This window comes from Streptomyces chromofuscus (genome assembly GCF_015160875.1).
Classification (GTDB): domain Bacteria; phylum Actinomycetota; class Actinomycetes; order Streptomycetales; family Streptomycetaceae; genus Streptomyces; species Streptomyces chromofuscus.
Genome location: NZ_CP063374.1, coordinates 1,360,775 through 1,377,287, shown reverse-complemented (window position 1 = coordinate 1,377,287; position 16,513 = coordinate 1,360,775). Strand labels below are relative to the sequence as shown.

Sequence of the window (16,513 nt, the reverse complement as noted above, 5' to 3'; positions counted from 1 at the left end):
CCCGGGACTCAGGCGCACATGGCCGCGGGCCGACGCGCCCGGGTGCGCAGCGCAACGCTCATGGATCGTTCCCCCTTCGGAAAGATCGACGTTGACGCGGGCACGTCCAGCGTGGCGACAACAGCCCTATGCGTGTCGTCATCGTGACCGAATCCTTTCCCCCCGATGTGAACGGAGTGGCCCACTGCGCGCTTCAGACCGCCCGACACCTCGTCGATCGCGGTCACGCTCCCCTCGTCGTCGCCCCGGCCCCCGCTCCCGGGAGCAAGGCAGACGCCCTCGCGCCGTGCCCCGTCGTCCACATCCCGTCCCTTCCGCTCCCCGGCTACCCCCAGGTCCGGGTCGCCCTGCCCAGCCGGCGCCTCGCCGCAGCGTTCCTGGCGCACCGGCCCGACATCGTGCACCTGGCAAGCCCCTTCATCCTCGGCGTCCGCGGCATGGCCGCCGCGGCCCGGCTCGGCGTACCGGCCGTCGCCGTCTACCAGACGGACCTGGCCGGATACGCCCGCACCTACGTGGGCGCCGGTGAGGCCGCGGCCTGGCGGCGCATCCGCTCGGTGCACGCCGCCGCCGACCGCACCCTCGCCCCCTCCAGCGCCTCCCAGGGCGACCTCGAGGCCCACGGCGTGCCCCGGGTCCACCTGTGGCGGCGCGGTGTCGACACCGGGCGCTTCCGCCCCGGCCTGCGGGACGACGCGCTGCGCCGGGAACTCGCCCCGAACGGCGAGCTGATCGTCGGCTATGTCGGGCGGCTCGCGCCCGAGAAGCACGTCGAGCTGCTCGCCGGCGTCTGCGGGCTGCCCGGCGTGCGCGTGGTGGTCGTCGGTGACGGGCCGAGCCGGCCCGGCCTGGCCGAGGCGCTGCCCGGCGCGGTCTTCCTGGGCCGCCGCACCGGCGACGAACTCGCCCGGATCTTCGCCTCGCTGGACGTCTTCGCCCACACCGGCCCCTTCGAGACCTTCTGCCAGACCGTGCAGGAGGCCATGGCGAGCGGCGTCCCCGTGGTCGCGCCCGCGGCGGGAGGCCCCAGGGACCTGGTCGACCACGGCCGCACCGGGTTCCTCGTGCCGCCGCGCGACGCGGACGCCGTACGGGAGGCCGTGGCCGCCCTGGCAGCCGACCCCGCGATGCGCACCGCGTTCGGGACCACCGCGCGCGCCACCGTCGAGGGCCGCACCTGGGCCGCCGTCGGTGACCAGCTCATCGCGCACTACGAGGCCGTCCTCGAGGCGCGCAGGCCGACGGTGGCGGCATGACCATGACCACCTCCCTGCGCATCGTCCGGCTGGCGAACTTCGTCGCCCCCGCGTCCGGCGGCCTGCGCACCGCGCTGCGCGAGCTGGGCAAGGGCTTCAAGGTCGCGGGCCACGACCCCGTCCTGATCGTGCCCGGCGAGAAGTACAGCGACCGGGACACCGAGCAGGGCCGGGTGATCACCCTGCCCGGCCCGGTGCTGCCCGGCACCGGCGGCTACCGCGTACTCATCGACAGGCGTCGCGTCGCCGCCCTCCTGGAGGAGCTCGGCCCGGACCGCCTGGAGGTCTCGGACCGTACGACGCTGCGGTGGACGGGCAAGTGGGCGCGGCGCGCCCGGGTGCCCGCCGTGATGGTCTCCCACGAGACCGCCGACGGCGTGCTGCGCACCTGGGGCCTGTCGGAGAACCTCTCCCGGCGCGCCGCCGACGCCCTCAACGTCCGCACCGCCCACACCTACTCCAAGGTCGTGTGCACCACGGAATTCGCCGAGCGGGAGTTCGTCCGGATCGGCGCCCGCAACGTCGTACGGGCTCCCCTGGGCGTCGACCTGATGAACCGGCGCCCCACCCTGCGCGACGCGGCGCTGCGCGACACCCACGCGCGGGCGGACGAGAAGCTGCTGGTGATGTGCTCCCGGCTCTCGGTGGAGAAGCGGCCGGGCACCGCCCTCGACGCGTTGGAGTCGCTGCGCCAGCGCGGGGTGCGCGCGGTGCTCGTGGTGGCCGGCAACGGGCCGCTGCGCCCGGGGCTGGAGAAGCGGGCGCAGGAACGCGACCTGCCGGTGACCTTCCTCGGTCACGTCGGCGACCGCAGCCTGCTCGGCGCGCTCCAGGCCACCGCCGACGTGTGCCTGGCCCCAGGGCCGGCCGAGACCTTCGGCCTCGCCGCGCTGGAGGCCATGGCCTGCGGCACGCCCGTCGTGGCCAGCGCCTCCTCCGCGCTGCCCGAGGTGATCGGATCCGCCGGGGCCACCGCGGCGGACAACGGGGACGCCTTCGCGGACGCCGTGGATATGCTCCTCGACCGTCCCGAGCGCGAGCGCCGGGAGGCGGCACGCGCGCGTGCGGAGTGCTTCGGCTGGGGCACGGCGGTGGACGCCTTCCTCGCCGTGCACGACGCGGCGGTGCCCGAACGACCCTTCGTCCGTGCGGAGGGCGCGGCATGAGAGCCGTCCGTTACGTCGCCCTCGGGGACTCGCTGACCGAGGGGGTGGGCGATCCCGTGGGGAATGGGTGGCGCGGCTGGGCCGCGCTGCTCGCCGGCGGACTGTCCGAACCGCCCGCCGAATTCACCAACCTCGCGGTCAGCGGAGCGCAGACCCGCGACGTGCTGGAGACCCAGCTGCCCGCCGCGCTGGCCCTGCGGCCCGACGTCGCCTCCGTCCTGGTCGGCGTCAACGACACGCTGCGCCGCACGTTCGACATCCAGCACGTCGCGGAACGCCTGGACAAGGTGTACGCCGCCTTCACCCGGCAGGGCACGGCCGTCCTCACCGCCTGCCTGCCCGACCCGGGCGCGATGCTCGGACTGCCCGGGGTGCTGGCCAAGCCGCTGGCCCGGCGGCAGCGGGCGGTGAACACCGTCGTCCACGCGCTCTCCGAGCGGTACGGGGCCGTGCACCTGCACGCGGCCGAGGGGGACTGGGTCGACGACCGGGCCATGTGGAGCTCGGACCGGCTGCACCCGGGGGAGCAGGGGCACCGGCAGCTGGCCCTCCGGTTCCACGCGCTGCTGGCGGACGCCGGGGTCGCGACGGGCGCCGCGCCCGCCGCCGAGCCCGAGTTCCCGCCGCCCACCAGGTCGGCGAGCCTGCTGTGGCTGGCCACCGCGGGCACCGCCTGGGTGCTGCGCCGTTGCAACGACCTGCTGCCCCAGCTGCTGCGCCTCGCCGCCGCCGAGGTACGGCACCGCGCGCGCGGCACCAGCGCCCGGCTGGACCTGCGCGCCTCGCACGCCGTGTCGACGGCGCTGGCCGCGCTGTCGGTGCCGGAGCCGAAGCCTGGGCAGTGCCCATGGCAGGGCAGGCTGCTTCTGCCCGAGGGGCTGTCGATGCCCGGGCCGCGATCGGCGCCGGACCACCGGTCCGTGCCCGATCAGCGTGCGACGCCGGAGGGGTTGTCCGTGGCCCCGCAGCCGGCGCCGGAGGCGGCGTAGGGCACGGGGACGCTCGAGCGGGACGCGGACCGACCACTTGGGGACCCGGCGCCGACGGGAGAGGTGCGACGACGTCGGCCCGGGCGCCCGCGGGCGGTCAGCGGCGGCGTACCGCCACGAAGCGGACCGGTGTGCCGGGAACAGCCTGTGCGGCCGCGGGGAGGTCGGTGTCCCGGACGACGGCGAGGACCGGGTAGCCGCCGGTGGTCGGATGGTCGGCGAGGAACACGACCGGCCGGCCGTCGGGCGGTACCTGGACCGCGCCGAGGACCACTCCCTCGCTGGGGAGTTCACCCGGCAGTGCCCGCTGCAGGGCCGGTCCCTCCGTGCGCAGCCCGATGCGGTTGCTCGCGGCGGACACCCGGTACACGCGGGACGTGAACATCCGTACAGCCGCACGCGTGAACCAGTCGTCGCGCGGTCCGAGCGTCACGCGCAGGACCAGTTCGGCCGGGGGCGCCGGCTGCGGGGCGAGGTCCACGCGCGCGTGGGGGCCGACGACACGCCCCAGGGGGAGCACCGCGCCGTCCGTGAGCGGTGGCGGGCCCAGCCCCGACAGCAGGTCCGTGGAGCGGCTGCCGAGCACCGGCTCGACGGCGATGCCGCCGGAGACGGCCACATAGCCGCGTACCCCGAGGGTCGCCGGGCCCACGTCCAGGACCGCTCCCGCGGACAGTCGCACCGGTGCGCCCCAGGCGACCGGACGTCCGTCCACCGTGACCGGGCAGGGCGCGCCGGTGACCGCCACCGTCACCGGGGAACGGGGCCGCACCGCGCAGCCGTTGAGGGTGGTCTCCAGGACGGCCGCGTCGGGCGGATTGCCGACCAGCCGGTTGGCGAGCGCCGCCGCGGGCGCGTCGAGTGCCCCGGAGCGCGGCACGCCGAGATGGGCGTGCCCCGGGCGGCCCCGGTCCTGCACGGTGGTCAGCGCCCCGGCCCGTACGACGGCGAGCGCACGGTCCGTCATGACCGCCCCACCGGGCTCCCGTGGCCGTCCACCGGGACGAACCGCACGCGCGCGCCCGGCGACAGCAGAGCGGCCGGCACGCGCGCGTGGTCCCACAGCACGGCGTCCGTGCTGCCGATCAGCTGCCAGCCGCCCGGCGACGTGTGCGGGTACACGCCGGTGTACGGGCCGGCCAGTGCCACCGAACCGGCCGGGACGGCGGTGCGCGGGGTGACCCGCCGCGGGACGTCGTAGCGCGGCGGCAGGCCGGTCAGGTAGCCGAAGCCGGGGGCGAACCCGCAGAAGGCGACCCGGAACTCGGTGTCGGCGTGGATGCGGGCCACCTCCTGCTCGGTCACCTCCCACAGGGTGGCGACGTCCGCCAGGTCCGGGCCGTCGTAGCGCACGGGCAGCTCGACGACCTCCCCCGCGCGCGGGGGAGCGGACGGCACCTCGGCGGCGGTCAGTTCGCAAGCCAGCCGGACGGGGTCCGGCAGACCGTCCAGGAGGACGGTACGGGCCGCGGGCACGATCTCGCGGACCGCGAGCGACCCCTCCGCGCGGCGGCGCAGCAACTCCGCGTGCAGTGCCTGTGCCTCGTCCCCCGAGGAGACCTCGACGAGCAGAGCGCCGTCCCCGACCGGCAGCACCCTCATGCGAAGGCCTCCACCCGGACACCGGCCTCCTCCAGCCGCCGCCGGACCCGCCGGGCCAGCTCCACCGCTCCGGGCGTGTCGCCGTGCAGACACAGGGAACGCGCGCGTACGTCGACAGGTGACCCGGCGTGGGAGACGACGGTCCCGGAACGGGCCATGCTCACCGAGCGTTCCACCACGGCGTCGGAGTCGGTCAGGACGGCGCCCTCCCGGCCCCGCGGCACGAGGGTGCCCTCGTCGGTGTAGGCGCGGTCCGCGAACGCCTCCGGGACGGCCGGGAGCCCCGCCTCGGCCGCCAGCTTCAGCAGCCGTGAGCCGGGCAGTCCGAGTAGGGGCAGTGAGCCGTCGGCGAGGAGCACGCCGTCGACGACCGCGGCGGCCTGCTCCTCGTCGTGCACCACGCGGTTGTACAGGGCGCCGTGCGGTTTGACGTACGCGACCCGGGCGCCGGCCGCGCGGGCGAACACCTCCAGGGCGCCGATCTGGTAGGCCACTTCGGCCGCCAGTTCGGCGGGCGGCACGTCCATCGCGCGTCGGCCGAACCCGGCCAGGTCGCGGTAGGAGACCTGAGCGCCGATCGTCACCCCGCGCGCGGCCGCCAGTTCGCACACCCGCCGCATGGTGGCCGCGTCACCGGCGTGGAAGCCGCAGGCCACGTTGGCGCTGGTGACGACGGACAGCAACTGCTCGTCGTCGGTCAGCCGCCAGCGGCCGAAGCCCTCGCCCAGGTCGGCGTTCAGATCGATCGCGGTCATGGTCACCCTCGCTGCTCAGGCCACGCGGTACTGCTCGTCGCGGGCGTCGGTGAGGAACATCTGGCCCGGCGCGTGGGTGATGGCGAACGGCGGCCGGGAGGCCGTCACCGCCGCCTGCGGGGTCACCCCGCAGGCCCAGAACACTGGGATGTCGTCCGGTTCGACGGTCACCGGATCGCCGAAGTCGGGCCGGCCGAGGTCGTCGATGCCGAGCGCCGACGGATCGCCGCAGTGCACAGGGCTGCCGTGCACCGCCGGGAGCAGACTGCTCTCCCGGATCGCCGCCGCCAGGTGCGCGGGCGGCACCGGGCGCATGGACACCACCATCGGCCCGTGCAGCCGTCCCGCCGGACGGCACTGGCGGCTCGTGACGTACATCGGCACGTTCCGTCCCTGCTCGATGTGGCGCAGCGGCACACCCGCCCCGGCCAGCGCCCACTCGAAGGTGAAGCTGCAGCCGATCAGGAACGACACGAGGTCCTGCCGCCAGTGCCCGAGCACATCCGTCGGCTCGTCCACCAGCTCGCCGTCCCGCCACACGCGGTAGCGCGGCAGATCGGTCCGCAGATCCGCCCCGGCCGCGAGGACGGTCGTCCACGCACCCCCGTCCGTGACGTCCAGGACCGGGCAGGGTTTGGGGTTGCGCTGACAGAACAGCAGCATGTCGTAGGCCCAGTCGGCGGGCACCGCGATCAGGTTGACCTGGGTGTGGCCGGCCGCGACGCCCGCCGTGGGGCCGGTCAGTCCCGCGCGGAAACGGGTCCGGGCCGCCGCGGGGGTCCACGCGTGCGCGTGCTCGTCGACGAGGGTCAGGGGGCGGTCGTCGATGCGGTTCACACCAGCTCCTTCCCGCGCGTCTCGGGCAGACCGAGCAGCGCCAGCGCCGCGAGCCCGTAGCCGATCGCGCCGAAGACCAGGGCGCCGCCCACACCCCAACTGTCCGCCAGGAAGCCTACGGTGGTGGGGAAGACCGCTCCGACGGCACGGCCGGTGTTGTACGTGAAGCCCTGCCCCGTACCGCGCACGGCGGTCGGGTACAGCTCGCTCAGGAACGACCCGAAGCCGCTGAAGATGGCCGACATGCAGAACCCGAGCGGGAAGCCGAGCACCAGCACGAGGGAGTTGGCCCCGCCGGGGATGTTCGCGTACGCCAGGATGCACACCGCGGACAGCAGGGCGAACAGCCAGATGTTGCGCCGCCGGCCCAGCCGGTCGGTGAGGTAACCGCCCGTCAGGTAACCGGCGAAGGCGCCGGAGATCAGGAACGTCAGATAGCCGCCGGTGCCGACGACGGACAGATCGCGCTCCGTCTTCAGGTACGTGGGCACCCAGGTCGCCAGCGTGTAGTAGCCGCCCTGGACGCCGGTGGAGAGCAGCACAGCGAACAGCGTGGTGCGCAGCAGGCCGGGTGCATCGGCCGTACCCGGCTTGAAAATCACGGCGAATGAACCCTTTTGCGGGCTTTTCTCCCGTGCGGCGATCGCCTCGGGGGCGTCGTGCACGCGGCGCCGCATCCAGATCACCAGCAGCGCGGGCAGCGCGCCGGTCCAGAACATCACACGCCAGGCCAGGTCCTCGTCGAGGAACGAGAAGACCAGCGTGTACACGATCGCTGCGAGGGCCCAGCCCACGGCCCACGAACTCTGGATGACCCCGAGGGTGCGGCCCCGGTGCTTGGCGCTCGCGTACTCGGCGACCAGGATCGCGCCGACCGCCCACTCGCCGCCGAAGCCCAGCCCCTGCAGGGCCCGGAAGACCAGCAGCGTCTCGTAGTTGGGTGCGAAGCCGCAGGCCACGGTGAAGACGGCGTACGTCACCACCGTGATCATCAGCGCCTTGACGCGGCCGATCCGGTCGGCCAGCACGCCCGCGAGGGCGCCGCCGATCGCGGACACGACGAGCGTGACGGTGGTGAACAGGCCCGTCTGTCCGCTGTCCAGGCCGAAGTAGGCGGCCAGCGCGACCATGCTCAGCGGGAGCGTGAAGTAGTCGTACGAGTCGAGGGCGTAGCCGCCGAACGCGCCGGCGAAGGCGCGGCGGCCCCGCGGGCCGAGGGCGCGCAGCCAGCCGAACGCGCCGTCGCTTTCGGGCTGTTCACCCTTGTCCGGGTGGGCACCGGTGGTCAGGGCCTGCGGTGGAGGGGTCGTGCTCATGTGCACCTCGCAATGGGAGGACGGAGGGTGCTGGGGACGTGAGCCGTGCCGTGCGGGAGTCGGCGGCGCCGCGTGTGAGGGAAGGGCGGCGCCGTTCGCAGCAAGGTAGAGGATCGTTGAACGATCCCTCAATACCCATGTTGTTTCGTTCTTGTATCTGCGATTGAATTCCGGGCATGGCAGAGCAGCTGACGGGACTGGCGGACGACCGGGCCCTCCTGGGGCGCACCAGCACCGCCGAGCGCGTCTCGGACATCCTCAGGAGCCGTATCGCCGAGGGGTACTTCCCGCCCGGGACGCGGCTGTCGGAGGACAGCATCGGCGGGGCGCTCGGCGTCTCCCGTAACACGCTGCGCGAGGCGTTCCGGCTGCTCACGCACGAACGTCTGCTGGTGCACGAGCTCAACCGGGGCGTCTTCGTGCGGGTCCTCGCCGTGGAGGACGTCGAGGACATCTACCGCACCCGGCGCCTGGTCGAGTGCGCCGTCGTCCGGGGGCTCGGCGAGCCGCCGTACGCGCTCGACGGGCTCGCGTCGGCCGTGACGGAGGGGCAGCGGGCGGCGGCCGAACATGACTGGAAAGGCCTCGGTACGGCCAACATCCACTTCCACCGGGAACTGGTCGCCCTCGCCGGGAGCGAGCGCACCGACGAGCTGATGCGCAGCGTGTTCGCCGAACTCCGGCTCGCCTTCCACGTCGTGGACGACCCGAGGCGGCTGCACGAGCCGTACCTCACGCGCAACCGCCAGATCCTCCAGGCCCTTCAGGACGGCGACCGCGGCGAGGCCCAGCGGCTGCTGGAGGTGTACCTCGACGACTCGCTGGAGCGGGTCGTGGAGGTCTACCGGCGGCGGGTGGGCGACGACGCCTGACGCGTCCCGGGGCCCCGGGGCGACTGTGCTGCCGCCCGGGGCATCTGCGTCGTTTGGGTCCTTGTCAGACCGAGGACCTACTCTGTGCACCGTGACTTCGCCTGCATCCACGGACAGCGTTCCGCCCCAGTTCAGCGCAGGGCCGCGCCCTGCCCTGGGGCCGGCCGCCGACGAGGGACTGGCACGGCGGCTGCGCGCGCTCGCCTGCACCGCGCCCCTGCACGACCTCGACGCACGCAAGGCCAACCTCGCGGGCGAGTACTCGGTGTACGGGATGGCGGAGGTCGCCCTCGCCGCGATCGACCTCGTCACGCTGAACATGGACTTCGACACCGGCGCCGACCACGACCAGGTGGTGGCCCGGCTCGTCCCGCGCATCGCGGCGCAGGCCCCGCGGCGACCGGCCGCCGAACACGAGCGGGTCGCGCGCTGGGTGCTGGAGAACCTCATCAACGTGGGCAGCGTGGACCGCGGATTCCGCGCGGTCTACGGCGCTTTCGCACCGGATGGCACATATGTCCGGCGGGACTACGACTTCAAGCTGATCGAGGAGGTGCCCGGTCCCGGCGGCAGCGTCTACCTCCGTACGACCGACGAGGCGGTGAACGTCCTCGTCGGCGCCCTCGACACCGATGTCACCAGCGCCCAGATCGCGGCCGAGGTCAAGCTGGAGGTGCTGATCAACCGAGGCCGGCTCGCGGACGCCCAACTGGCGGCCGAACAGGCGCGCTACCGGACCGTGCAGTACTCGGAGACGCTCCGCAGGGCACTGGAGGCGACCCGGCGCAACGTCCGCGCGGTGGACTGGCTCACCACCGTCCCCGACATGATCGCCGAGGCGCTGGACCACGTCGCCGACCGGTACCGGCACGAGAACGCCATCCTCACCAACATCCGCAGGGCGCGCGACGAGTCGGAGGACCCCGAGCACAAGCGGCGGGCCGCCGAGCTGGTCGACATCGTCAAGGACTGCATCCGGCGGCACACCCAGTTGCAGTCGCGACTGCTGGAGGCCGGGCCGCTGTTCCGCGCCGAGCAGGACAGGCAGGCCTTCGCGACGCCGATGTCCACGGCCGGTATCGACCTGTACGGGCACCTGGTCGCGCCGGTGCTGCCGCTGCCGCTGGAGCAGGCGATCCGCGTCACGGACGCGTTCTTCGCCAAGGGGACCGGACTGCGGACGCCGGTGTCCGTCCGCGTCGGTGACCTGGTCGACATACTGCTCACCCCGCCGGCGGAGCGGGAGCACCTCGGCGCGGAGATGCCGGAGCCGGATCTGATCGCCACACCGGACGACAGCCGGTTCAGCGAGGAGCAGCTGGCCGCGGCGAAGGCGCTGCTGGACCTGCCGGCGGACGCGCCGCGGCGCCTGTCGGGGCTGCTGGCCGAGGCCCGCAGGACCGATCCCGACCTGCCGTACCTGGTCGCGCTGATGGCGGTGCACGCGGCCAGCCCGCCGGTGGGAACGGCCTATCGGCAGGGGGAGGAGAAGCTGTTGTTCTCCGTGGACGACGGGACCGAGCTGGACGATCCCGAGTTCGGCGGGGCCGACCTGATCGTCGGCACGGCCCTGCTGGACGCGGCGGGGATGACAGCGGACCGGACGGAGGCCGCCTGATGATGTCTGAGGAGTTGCAGTCGTGAGCGAGCACGTTGAGCCGGAGGGTGCCGGGACGCCGGGCAGCGCCGCCGTCACCCCCGCCGACGCCGCCGACGCCGCGCGGCTCGTCGCCTTCGGGTTGCAGCCGAAGCTGCTGCCCGCACGCGACCAGGAGTACGCCGACCTGCTGCGCCGGTACCGGGAGGATCCGGCGTTCGCGCGGCTCGCGGACGCCGTGGCCGCCGGGCTGGGCCTGGTCGTGCTGGAGGTGTCCCCGCGCGCGGGGATGGCCGTGACCGCCGCCGAGGACTCCGTCTTCGCCGTGCGGATGGGCGACTACGCGCGGCGGACGGCAGCCGACTCCGGCGACCGGTTCCTGCACGGGCTCGCGCACCTCGCCGTCGCCGCCATGGCGTTCCCGCGCCCCGAGGACCTCGCCGACGACGGGTACATCGGCCGCGTGACGGTCAACGGCGTCGACGCGTTCGTACGGCAGGCCTGCCGGCGGCTGGAGGAGCGGGCCGCCGAGCAGGGGGAGAACACCGACCCCGCGACCGACGCGCCCGGGCTGGAGGCCGCCTGGCGGATCTGGGTCAGACGCAGTGCCACCGGCGCCACCAAGGACGCCCGACGGCTCGCCGGGTCCACGACCGGCATCGTCGGCAAGGCCGTGGCCTTCCTCACCGACTCCGGGTTCCTGCAGCGGACCGGCGACGACAACGGCGGCACCTACCGGACGACCGCGCGCTACCAGCTCCAGGTGCGGGACATGGCCGGCAGCGCCGCCATGGCCGAGCTGCTGGAGCTGGGGGTCGTCCCGGTGACCGACGGCACGCCGACGCTGCTGCCCCCGCGCGACGGCGACGACCTGGAGCTGGTGGCCGATGCCGGGCTGCCCTTCCACTCCGGCTGACCGTCGCCGCGCCCCCGCCCGAACTTCCCCGATCTGCCGAAGACTTACGAGAGTCCGCCATGTACGAGCTGTCCCGGGTCCGTCTCTACTCCATCGGGCCCGCCGGGGCGCGCTACGCCGACACCGTGCTTGACCTGCGCGGTGTGGGCGAGCCCGTGCCCGACCCCGCGCCGACGCAGGCGGAGTTCTTCGAGGAGGAGCCGGTCGGCCCGCCGCGCCGGCCCGCGCCCGCCGGGGTGCTCTTCCTGGAGAACGGCGGCGGCAAGTCCGTGCTGCTCAAGCTGATCTTCTCGGTGATGCTGCCGGGCCACCGGAACACGCTGGGCGGCGCGAGCTCCGGTGTGCTGCGCAAGTTCCTGCTCGCGGACGACTGCGGGCACGTGGCCCTGGAGTGGCAGCACGTGCTGACCGGCGAGTGCGTCGTCGTCGGCAAGGTGAGCGAGTGGCGCGGACGTCAGGTCTCCAACGACCCGCGCAAGTTCGCCGAGGCCTGGTACTCCTTCCGGCCCGGCCCCGGGCTCACCCTGGACAACCTGCCGGTCGCCGAGGCCACCGCCGTACGGCCGCCCGCCGATGGCCAGTCCGGGGCACAGGGACGGCGACGCACCATGAAGGGCTTCCGGGACGCGCTCGCCGAGGCGGGCAAGGCGTATCCGCACCTCGAAGTGCACTGGGAGGAGATCCACGAACGCTGGACCGAGCACCTCGGCGACCTCGGCCTCGACCCCGAACTCTTCCGCTACCAGCGGGAGATGAACGCCGACGAGGGCGAGGCGGCCGGCCTCTTCGCGGTGAAGAAGGACTCCGACTTCACCGACCTGCTGCTGCGCGCCGTCACCGACGCACGGGACACCGACGGGCTCGCCGACCTCGTCAGCGGCTTCGGCAACAAGCTGGGACGGCGGGCGGAGCTGATCGCCGAACGCGACTTCACCGCCGGGTCGGTCGACCTGCTCGGGCGGATCGTGGAGGCCGCCGACGCACGCGCACGCGCGCGTGACATCCATGCCGGCGCCGAACGGCGCACGCGCACGCTGGCGCGGCGGCTGTCCGCGCGCGGCGCCCAGGAGCGGTCGCGGGCCGCCGACCTCGCCCAGCGGGTCACGGGCGCCGCCCACGCCGTGACCCACGCCGAGTCGGCGCGCGAGCGCAGCGCCCTGATCGCCGCCGAACTCGCCTACCGGCACGCCTCGCTGGCGCTCGCCGCGGCCGAGAAGTCGGCCGCCGCGCAGAAGCGTGAGCTCGCCGACGCGCGCACCCTGCACTCGGCCTGGCAGGCCGCCGAGGCGGTGCTGCGCCACCGCGCCGCCGCCGACCGGGTCGCCCGCGTGGCCGCCGCGATCCAGGAGGCCGAACGCGACGCCGCCCCCGCCCTCGCCGCGCGGACCAAGGCCGCCGTGGATCTCGTACGGGCCCTGCACGCTGCGGCGGACAGCGCCGAGACGCTCGCGAACGAGACGGAGGAGCGGTCCGCCGCCCTCCAGGAGGTCAGCGACAGCGCGTACCGGGACTCCACCGCCGCCGCCACCGAGGCGCAGCGGGCCCGCAGCGAGGCAGGGCACCTGCGGCAGCGCCTCACCGAGGTCGAGCAGGAGACCGCCGAGGCGGTCCGCGCGGGCTGGCTCGACGACAGTGCCCCCGACGCCGACCCGGCCCGTGCCGCCCTCGCCGCCAGTGACGCCGAGAAGTCCGCGGTGGCCGCCTGGGACACGGCCCGCGAGGCGTCCCGCCGGGCGAGCGAGCACGCGCGCGAGGCGGCGTCCGCCGAGACCCGGGCCGAGCTGACGGCGGCCCGCGCGGCGGACGCGGCGACCGCGGCCGAACGGGCCTACGACGGCGAGCGGCGCACGGCCGAGGCGCTGGCGACGGAGGAACGACTGGCGGAGCTGCTCGGGCTGCCTGGAGGCGCGGGTTCGGGCTCCGGCGCGGGCACGGGTTCGGGCTCTGGCTCGGGCTCCGGTACGGGTTTCGGTTCCGGTTTGGCGTCCGGCTCCGACCCCGGCATGGGGTCCGGCTCCGGCCGTAGAGCGGCCGGAGGTGTGCCGGCGCCCCGCGCGGGCGCAGGCGCCGTAGCCGACGCCGCGGCCGGGCTGCGGGGCGCGGACGATATGACGGCCCAGGCCGACGGCCGGGCCGGGCAGCAGGCCGCCGCGGGCCGGGCGATCGCCGGCGACGCGACCGACGCCGCCAACACCGCCAATACCCGCGCGCGGGTCACGTGTCCCGCCGACTCATCCCGCCCCCGCACCGACGTCCCCCTCACCCCCGAGGAACTCGACCGCTTCGCCGACGAATTGCGCGAGTTGCTCGACGAGGCCGTCTCCTCGGCCGAGCGCCAGTTGTTCGAGCTGCGCACCGCCGCCGCCGACGACGCCCGCATCCTGGGCGCGCTCGGTGACGGAGGCCTGCTGCCGCCCGGACCGGACGTGCTGGCCACCGTCGAGTTCCTCGGCGAGCACGGCATCCCGGCCCTGCCCGGCTGGCGCTACCTGGCGCAGGCCGTCGACCCCGCCGACCACGCGCGCGTGCTGGCCGCCCGCCCCGAACTGGTCGACGGCGTCATCATCACCGACCCCGCCTCGCACGCACGCGCGCGGGCGGCGCTCGGGGACGCCGCGCTGCTGCCCCGGTCCGCCGTGGCCGTCGGCACGGCCGCCGCCCTGCTCGCGCCCACCCCGGCCCCGGACGCCGAATCCGACGGGGACGTCTTCCTCGTACCGCCGAACCCCGCCATGCACGACGAGCACGCCGCCGACGAGGAGCGGCAGGCGCTGCGCGCGCGGGCGACCGAGCGGGACGAGGAGATCCGCACGCTCGCGGCGCGTCTCGGCAAGGACCGTGAGCTGGCCGCGCGGCTCGCCTCGTGGCGCACCGGCTGTCCGGCCGGGCGGCTGGTGGAGCTGGCGCACGCCGCGCGGGAGGCGCGCGCGTTCGCCGAGGAGGCCGAGGCCGAGCTGGCCGAGGCGCGAACCGTGCGGGCCGAGGCCGAGGAGGCCGCCGCCGAGGCCGCGCAGGTGCGCGAGGAGCGGCAGGAGGCCGCGCAGAAGGCCCGCCGCTCCGCCGACGCCCTCGCCGGGCTCGCCTTCCGGCTGCGCGAACGGGCCGGCTGGCAGGTCAAGCTGCGCGAACTTGCCGACGAGGCCACCGAGTCGGAGGCGCGCGCCCAGTCCTGCCTGGAGCGGGCGCGTGCCGCCGACGAGGACCGGCGCGCCGCCCAGCGGGCCGCCGACGACGCCCGCCGCACCGCGCGGGCGCTGCGCGCCGAGCGCGCCGAGATCGCCGGCGCCCCCGACGACGTACCCGAGGACGATGCGGGCGCGCCCAAGGCGTCCCTGCCGGCCCTGCGTGAGGCGTACCGGGCGGCCTCCCAGCTGTACGAGAAGGTCGGCGTCGGTGCCGACCTGCGGGCCGAGCAGGCGCGGGCGGAGAGCGACGAGAGCGCGGCGCGCGCGGAGCTGGACCGGCTGAGCAACAAGGTCCGTACGCGCGCGGAGCAGCTGCTGCAGTCCCCCGACGGGGCCGACGGGCCGTCCCGGCAGGCCGCCGCCGCGCGCGCGGAGGAACTGGTGCAACTGCTGGAGACCCGGATGTCCAGCGCGAGCGAGCAGCTCGGCCGGCTGCGCGGCGAGGCCGAACGTCACGCGCCCGAGGAGGGCGAGGCGCACACCGAGCTGCCCGAGGAGCTCCAGCCGCGCGACGCCGAGCACGCGCAGTCGCTGCTGCGCACGGCGACCGCCGAACTCGCCTCCCGCAACGAGGCCCTGACCCAGGCCCGGGAGGCGCACGCCGAGCTGCTCGACGCGCACCGCGCGGCGGAGGACGCGGCGAGCGGATTCGACGAGATCGCCGCGCTGCTGCGCGACCTGCTGCGCGAGCACGCCGGCGAGGAGGAGCAGCAGGCGCCGGAGCCGTACCCGGGAAGCCTTGAGGACGCCCGGCAGTCCGCCGCCGAGGCCCGCCGGTCGCTGCGCGGCTGCGCCGGCGACCTGTCCGCGGCCGAGGCTGCCGTGCGTGAGGCGAGCGACATCCTCGTACGCCACGCCAACTCCACCCGTTACGAGCAGGTACGCACCCCCGCGCGCCAGCAGATCCGCGAACTGCCCGCGTCAGCGCTGCCCGAGCACGCGCAGAAGTGGGCCGACGCCTTCGCGCCCCGGCTGCGGGTCCTCACCGACGAACTGGAGCAACTGGAGCGCAACCGGGACTCGATCGTGGACCGGCTGCGAGGGCTCGTCGAATCGGCGCTGGCCACGCTCAGGTCCGCGCAGCGGCTCTCCCGTCTGCCGGAAGGGCTCGGTGAGTGGTCTGGGCAGGAGTTCCTGCGGATCCGCTTCGAGGAGCCCGACCAGGCCACGCTCACCGAGCGCCTCGGCGACGTCATCGACGAGGCGACCCGGGCCGCCGTGAAAAAGAACTCCGACCTGCGCCGCGACGGCATGTCCCTGCTGCTGCGGAGCGTGGCCGCGGCCCTGCAGCCCAAGGGGGTGGCCGTCGAGATCCTCAAGCCTGACGCCGTACTGCGGGCCGAGCGCGTGCCCGTCGGGCAGATGGGCGACGTGTTCTCCGGCGGCCAGCTGCTGACCGCGGCCATCGCCCTGTACTGCACGATGGCCGCGCTGCGCTCCAACGACCGGGGTCGCGCCCGGCACCGGCACGCCGGCACCCTCTTCCTCGACAATCCGATCGGCCGTGCCAACGCCACGTACCTGCTGGAACTGCAGCGCGCGGTGTCCGACGCGCTGGGCGTGCAGCTCCTGTACACCACCGGGCTGTTCGACACCACGGCACTGGCCGAGTTCCCGCTGGTCATCCGGTTGCGCAATGACGCCGACCTGCGGGCGGGACTGAAGTACATCAGCGTGGAGGAGCACCTCAGGCCGGGCTTGCCGCAGCAGTCCCAGGCCGGTGAGGCGGTGCACAGCGAGATCACGGCGACCCGGATGTTCAAGCGGCCCGCCCAGCAGCCGGACCCAGGCGCGTGAACCGGCTGTCGATCACCGGCAGTCATCTCGGCAGGCGCCGCAGACCAGTGGCTGTGACCACCGGCAGGCGGCGAAGACCAGGGCTGTGACCACCGGCAGGCGGTGAAGACCAGGGCTGTGACCACCGGCAGGTGCCGAGCACCGGCGGCCCGACCACTGGTGCGTGAGCCGCCGCGAGCACGTCCCCTGCGGGTCGGGCCGGTGGGGCAACGCGGCGCGGTCCCA

12 protein-coding genes are annotated in these 16,513 nt (G+C 74.7%); 7 read left to right on the top strand and 5 right to left on the bottom strand.

The genetic code is table 11. The features are described 5' to 3' along the window. The first annotated feature begins 128 nt into the window (after positions 1-128). The 3 genes from IPT68_RS06150 to IPT68_RS06140 are packed head-to-tail and all read left to right on the top strand — an operon-like array spanning position 129 to position 3,411. A complete protein-coding gene (locus tag IPT68_RS06150; protein ID WP_189699762.1) occupies positions 129-1,256 on the top strand; it encodes a glycosyltransferase family 4 protein in 1,128 nt (375 codons plus the stop codon). Then, positions 1,253-2,422, top strand: a complete 1,170-nt coding sequence (locus IPT68_RS06145) for a glycosyltransferase (protein WP_373300659.1) — start codon at positions 1,253-1,255, stop codon at positions 2,420-2,422. Before IPT68_RS06150 ends, IPT68_RS06145 begins: the two co-directional genes overlap by 4 nt. Continuing rightward, complete coding sequence (locus IPT68_RS06140) at positions 2,419-3,411, top strand: SGNH/GDSL hydrolase family protein (protein ID WP_189699763.1); 993 nt, start codon at positions 2,419-2,421, stop codon at positions 3,409-3,411. Before IPT68_RS06145 ends, IPT68_RS06140 begins: the two co-directional genes overlap by 4 nt. Positions 3,412-3,508: 97 nt before the next feature. Here the strand turns inward: IPT68_RS06140 and IPT68_RS06135 are convergent, their stop codons facing one another. Genes IPT68_RS06135 through IPT68_RS06115 form a run of 5 tightly spaced genes read right to left on the bottom strand, consistent with a single transcriptional unit; the run spans position 3,509 to position 7,921 of the window. After that, the gene (locus IPT68_RS06135) at positions 3,509-4,378 is read right to left on the bottom strand and encodes a 5-oxoprolinase subunit C family protein (protein ID WP_189699764.1); all 870 of its coding nucleotides are present in this window, start codon (positions 4,376-4,378) and stop codon (positions 3,509-3,511) included. Next, positions 4,375-5,013 carry a 5-oxoprolinase subunit B family protein gene (locus tag IPT68_RS06130; RefSeq protein ID WP_189699765.1) on the bottom strand — a complete coding sequence of 213 codons (639 nt, stop codon included), beginning with the start codon at positions 5,011-5,013 and terminating at the stop codon, positions 4,375-4,377. The genes IPT68_RS06135 and IPT68_RS06130 overlap by 4 nt, the downstream gene beginning before the upstream one ends. After that, positions 5,010-5,768, bottom strand: a complete 759-nt coding sequence (locus tag IPT68_RS06125) for a LamB/YcsF family protein (protein WP_189699766.1) — start codon at positions 5,766-5,768, stop codon at positions 5,010-5,012. Before IPT68_RS06125 ends, IPT68_RS06130 begins: the two co-directional genes overlap by 4 nt. A gap of 15 nt (positions 5,769-5,783) precedes the next feature. After that, entirely contained in the window at positions 5,784-6,605 is an 822-nt protein-coding gene (locus IPT68_RS06120; RefSeq protein WP_189699767.1) for a putative hydro-lyase, read from the bottom strand. After that, positions 6,602-7,921, bottom strand: a complete 1,320-nt coding sequence (locus IPT68_RS06115) for an MFS transporter (RefSeq protein WP_194074055.1) — start codon at positions 7,919-7,921, stop codon at positions 6,602-6,604. The genes IPT68_RS06120 and IPT68_RS06115 overlap by 4 nt, the downstream gene beginning before the upstream one ends. Positions 7,922-8,097: 176 nt before the next feature. Here IPT68_RS06115 and IPT68_RS06110 point away from each other — a divergent pair, with 176 nt between their 5' ends. The 4 genes from IPT68_RS06110 to IPT68_RS06095 all read left to right on the top strand — a co-directional run bounded on the left by IPT68_RS06110 (position 8,098) and on the right by IPT68_RS06095 (position 16,288). Next, the gene (locus IPT68_RS06110) at positions 8,098-8,793 is read left to right on the top strand and encodes a GntR family transcriptional regulator (protein ID WP_189699768.1); all 696 of its coding nucleotides are present in this window, start codon (positions 8,098-8,100) and stop codon (positions 8,791-8,793) included. Between the two features lie 91 nt (positions 8,794-8,884). Next, positions 8,885-10,411, top strand: coding sequence for a hypothetical protein (locus IPT68_RS06105; RefSeq protein ID WP_189699769.1), 1,527 nt, complete (start codon positions 8,885-8,887; stop codon positions 10,409-10,411). Positions 10,412-10,433: 22 nt separating this feature from the next. Continuing rightward, a complete protein-coding gene (locus IPT68_RS06100; protein ID WP_189699770.1) occupies positions 10,434-11,306 on the top strand; it encodes a hypothetical protein in 873 nt (290 codons plus the stop codon). Positions 11,307-11,365: 59 nt separating this feature from the next. Further along, entirely contained in the window at positions 11,366-16,288 is a 4,923-nt protein-coding gene (locus IPT68_RS06095) for a coiled-coil domain-containing protein (RefSeq protein ID WP_189699771.1), read from the top strand. Positions 16,289-16,513 lie beyond the last annotated feature (225 nt).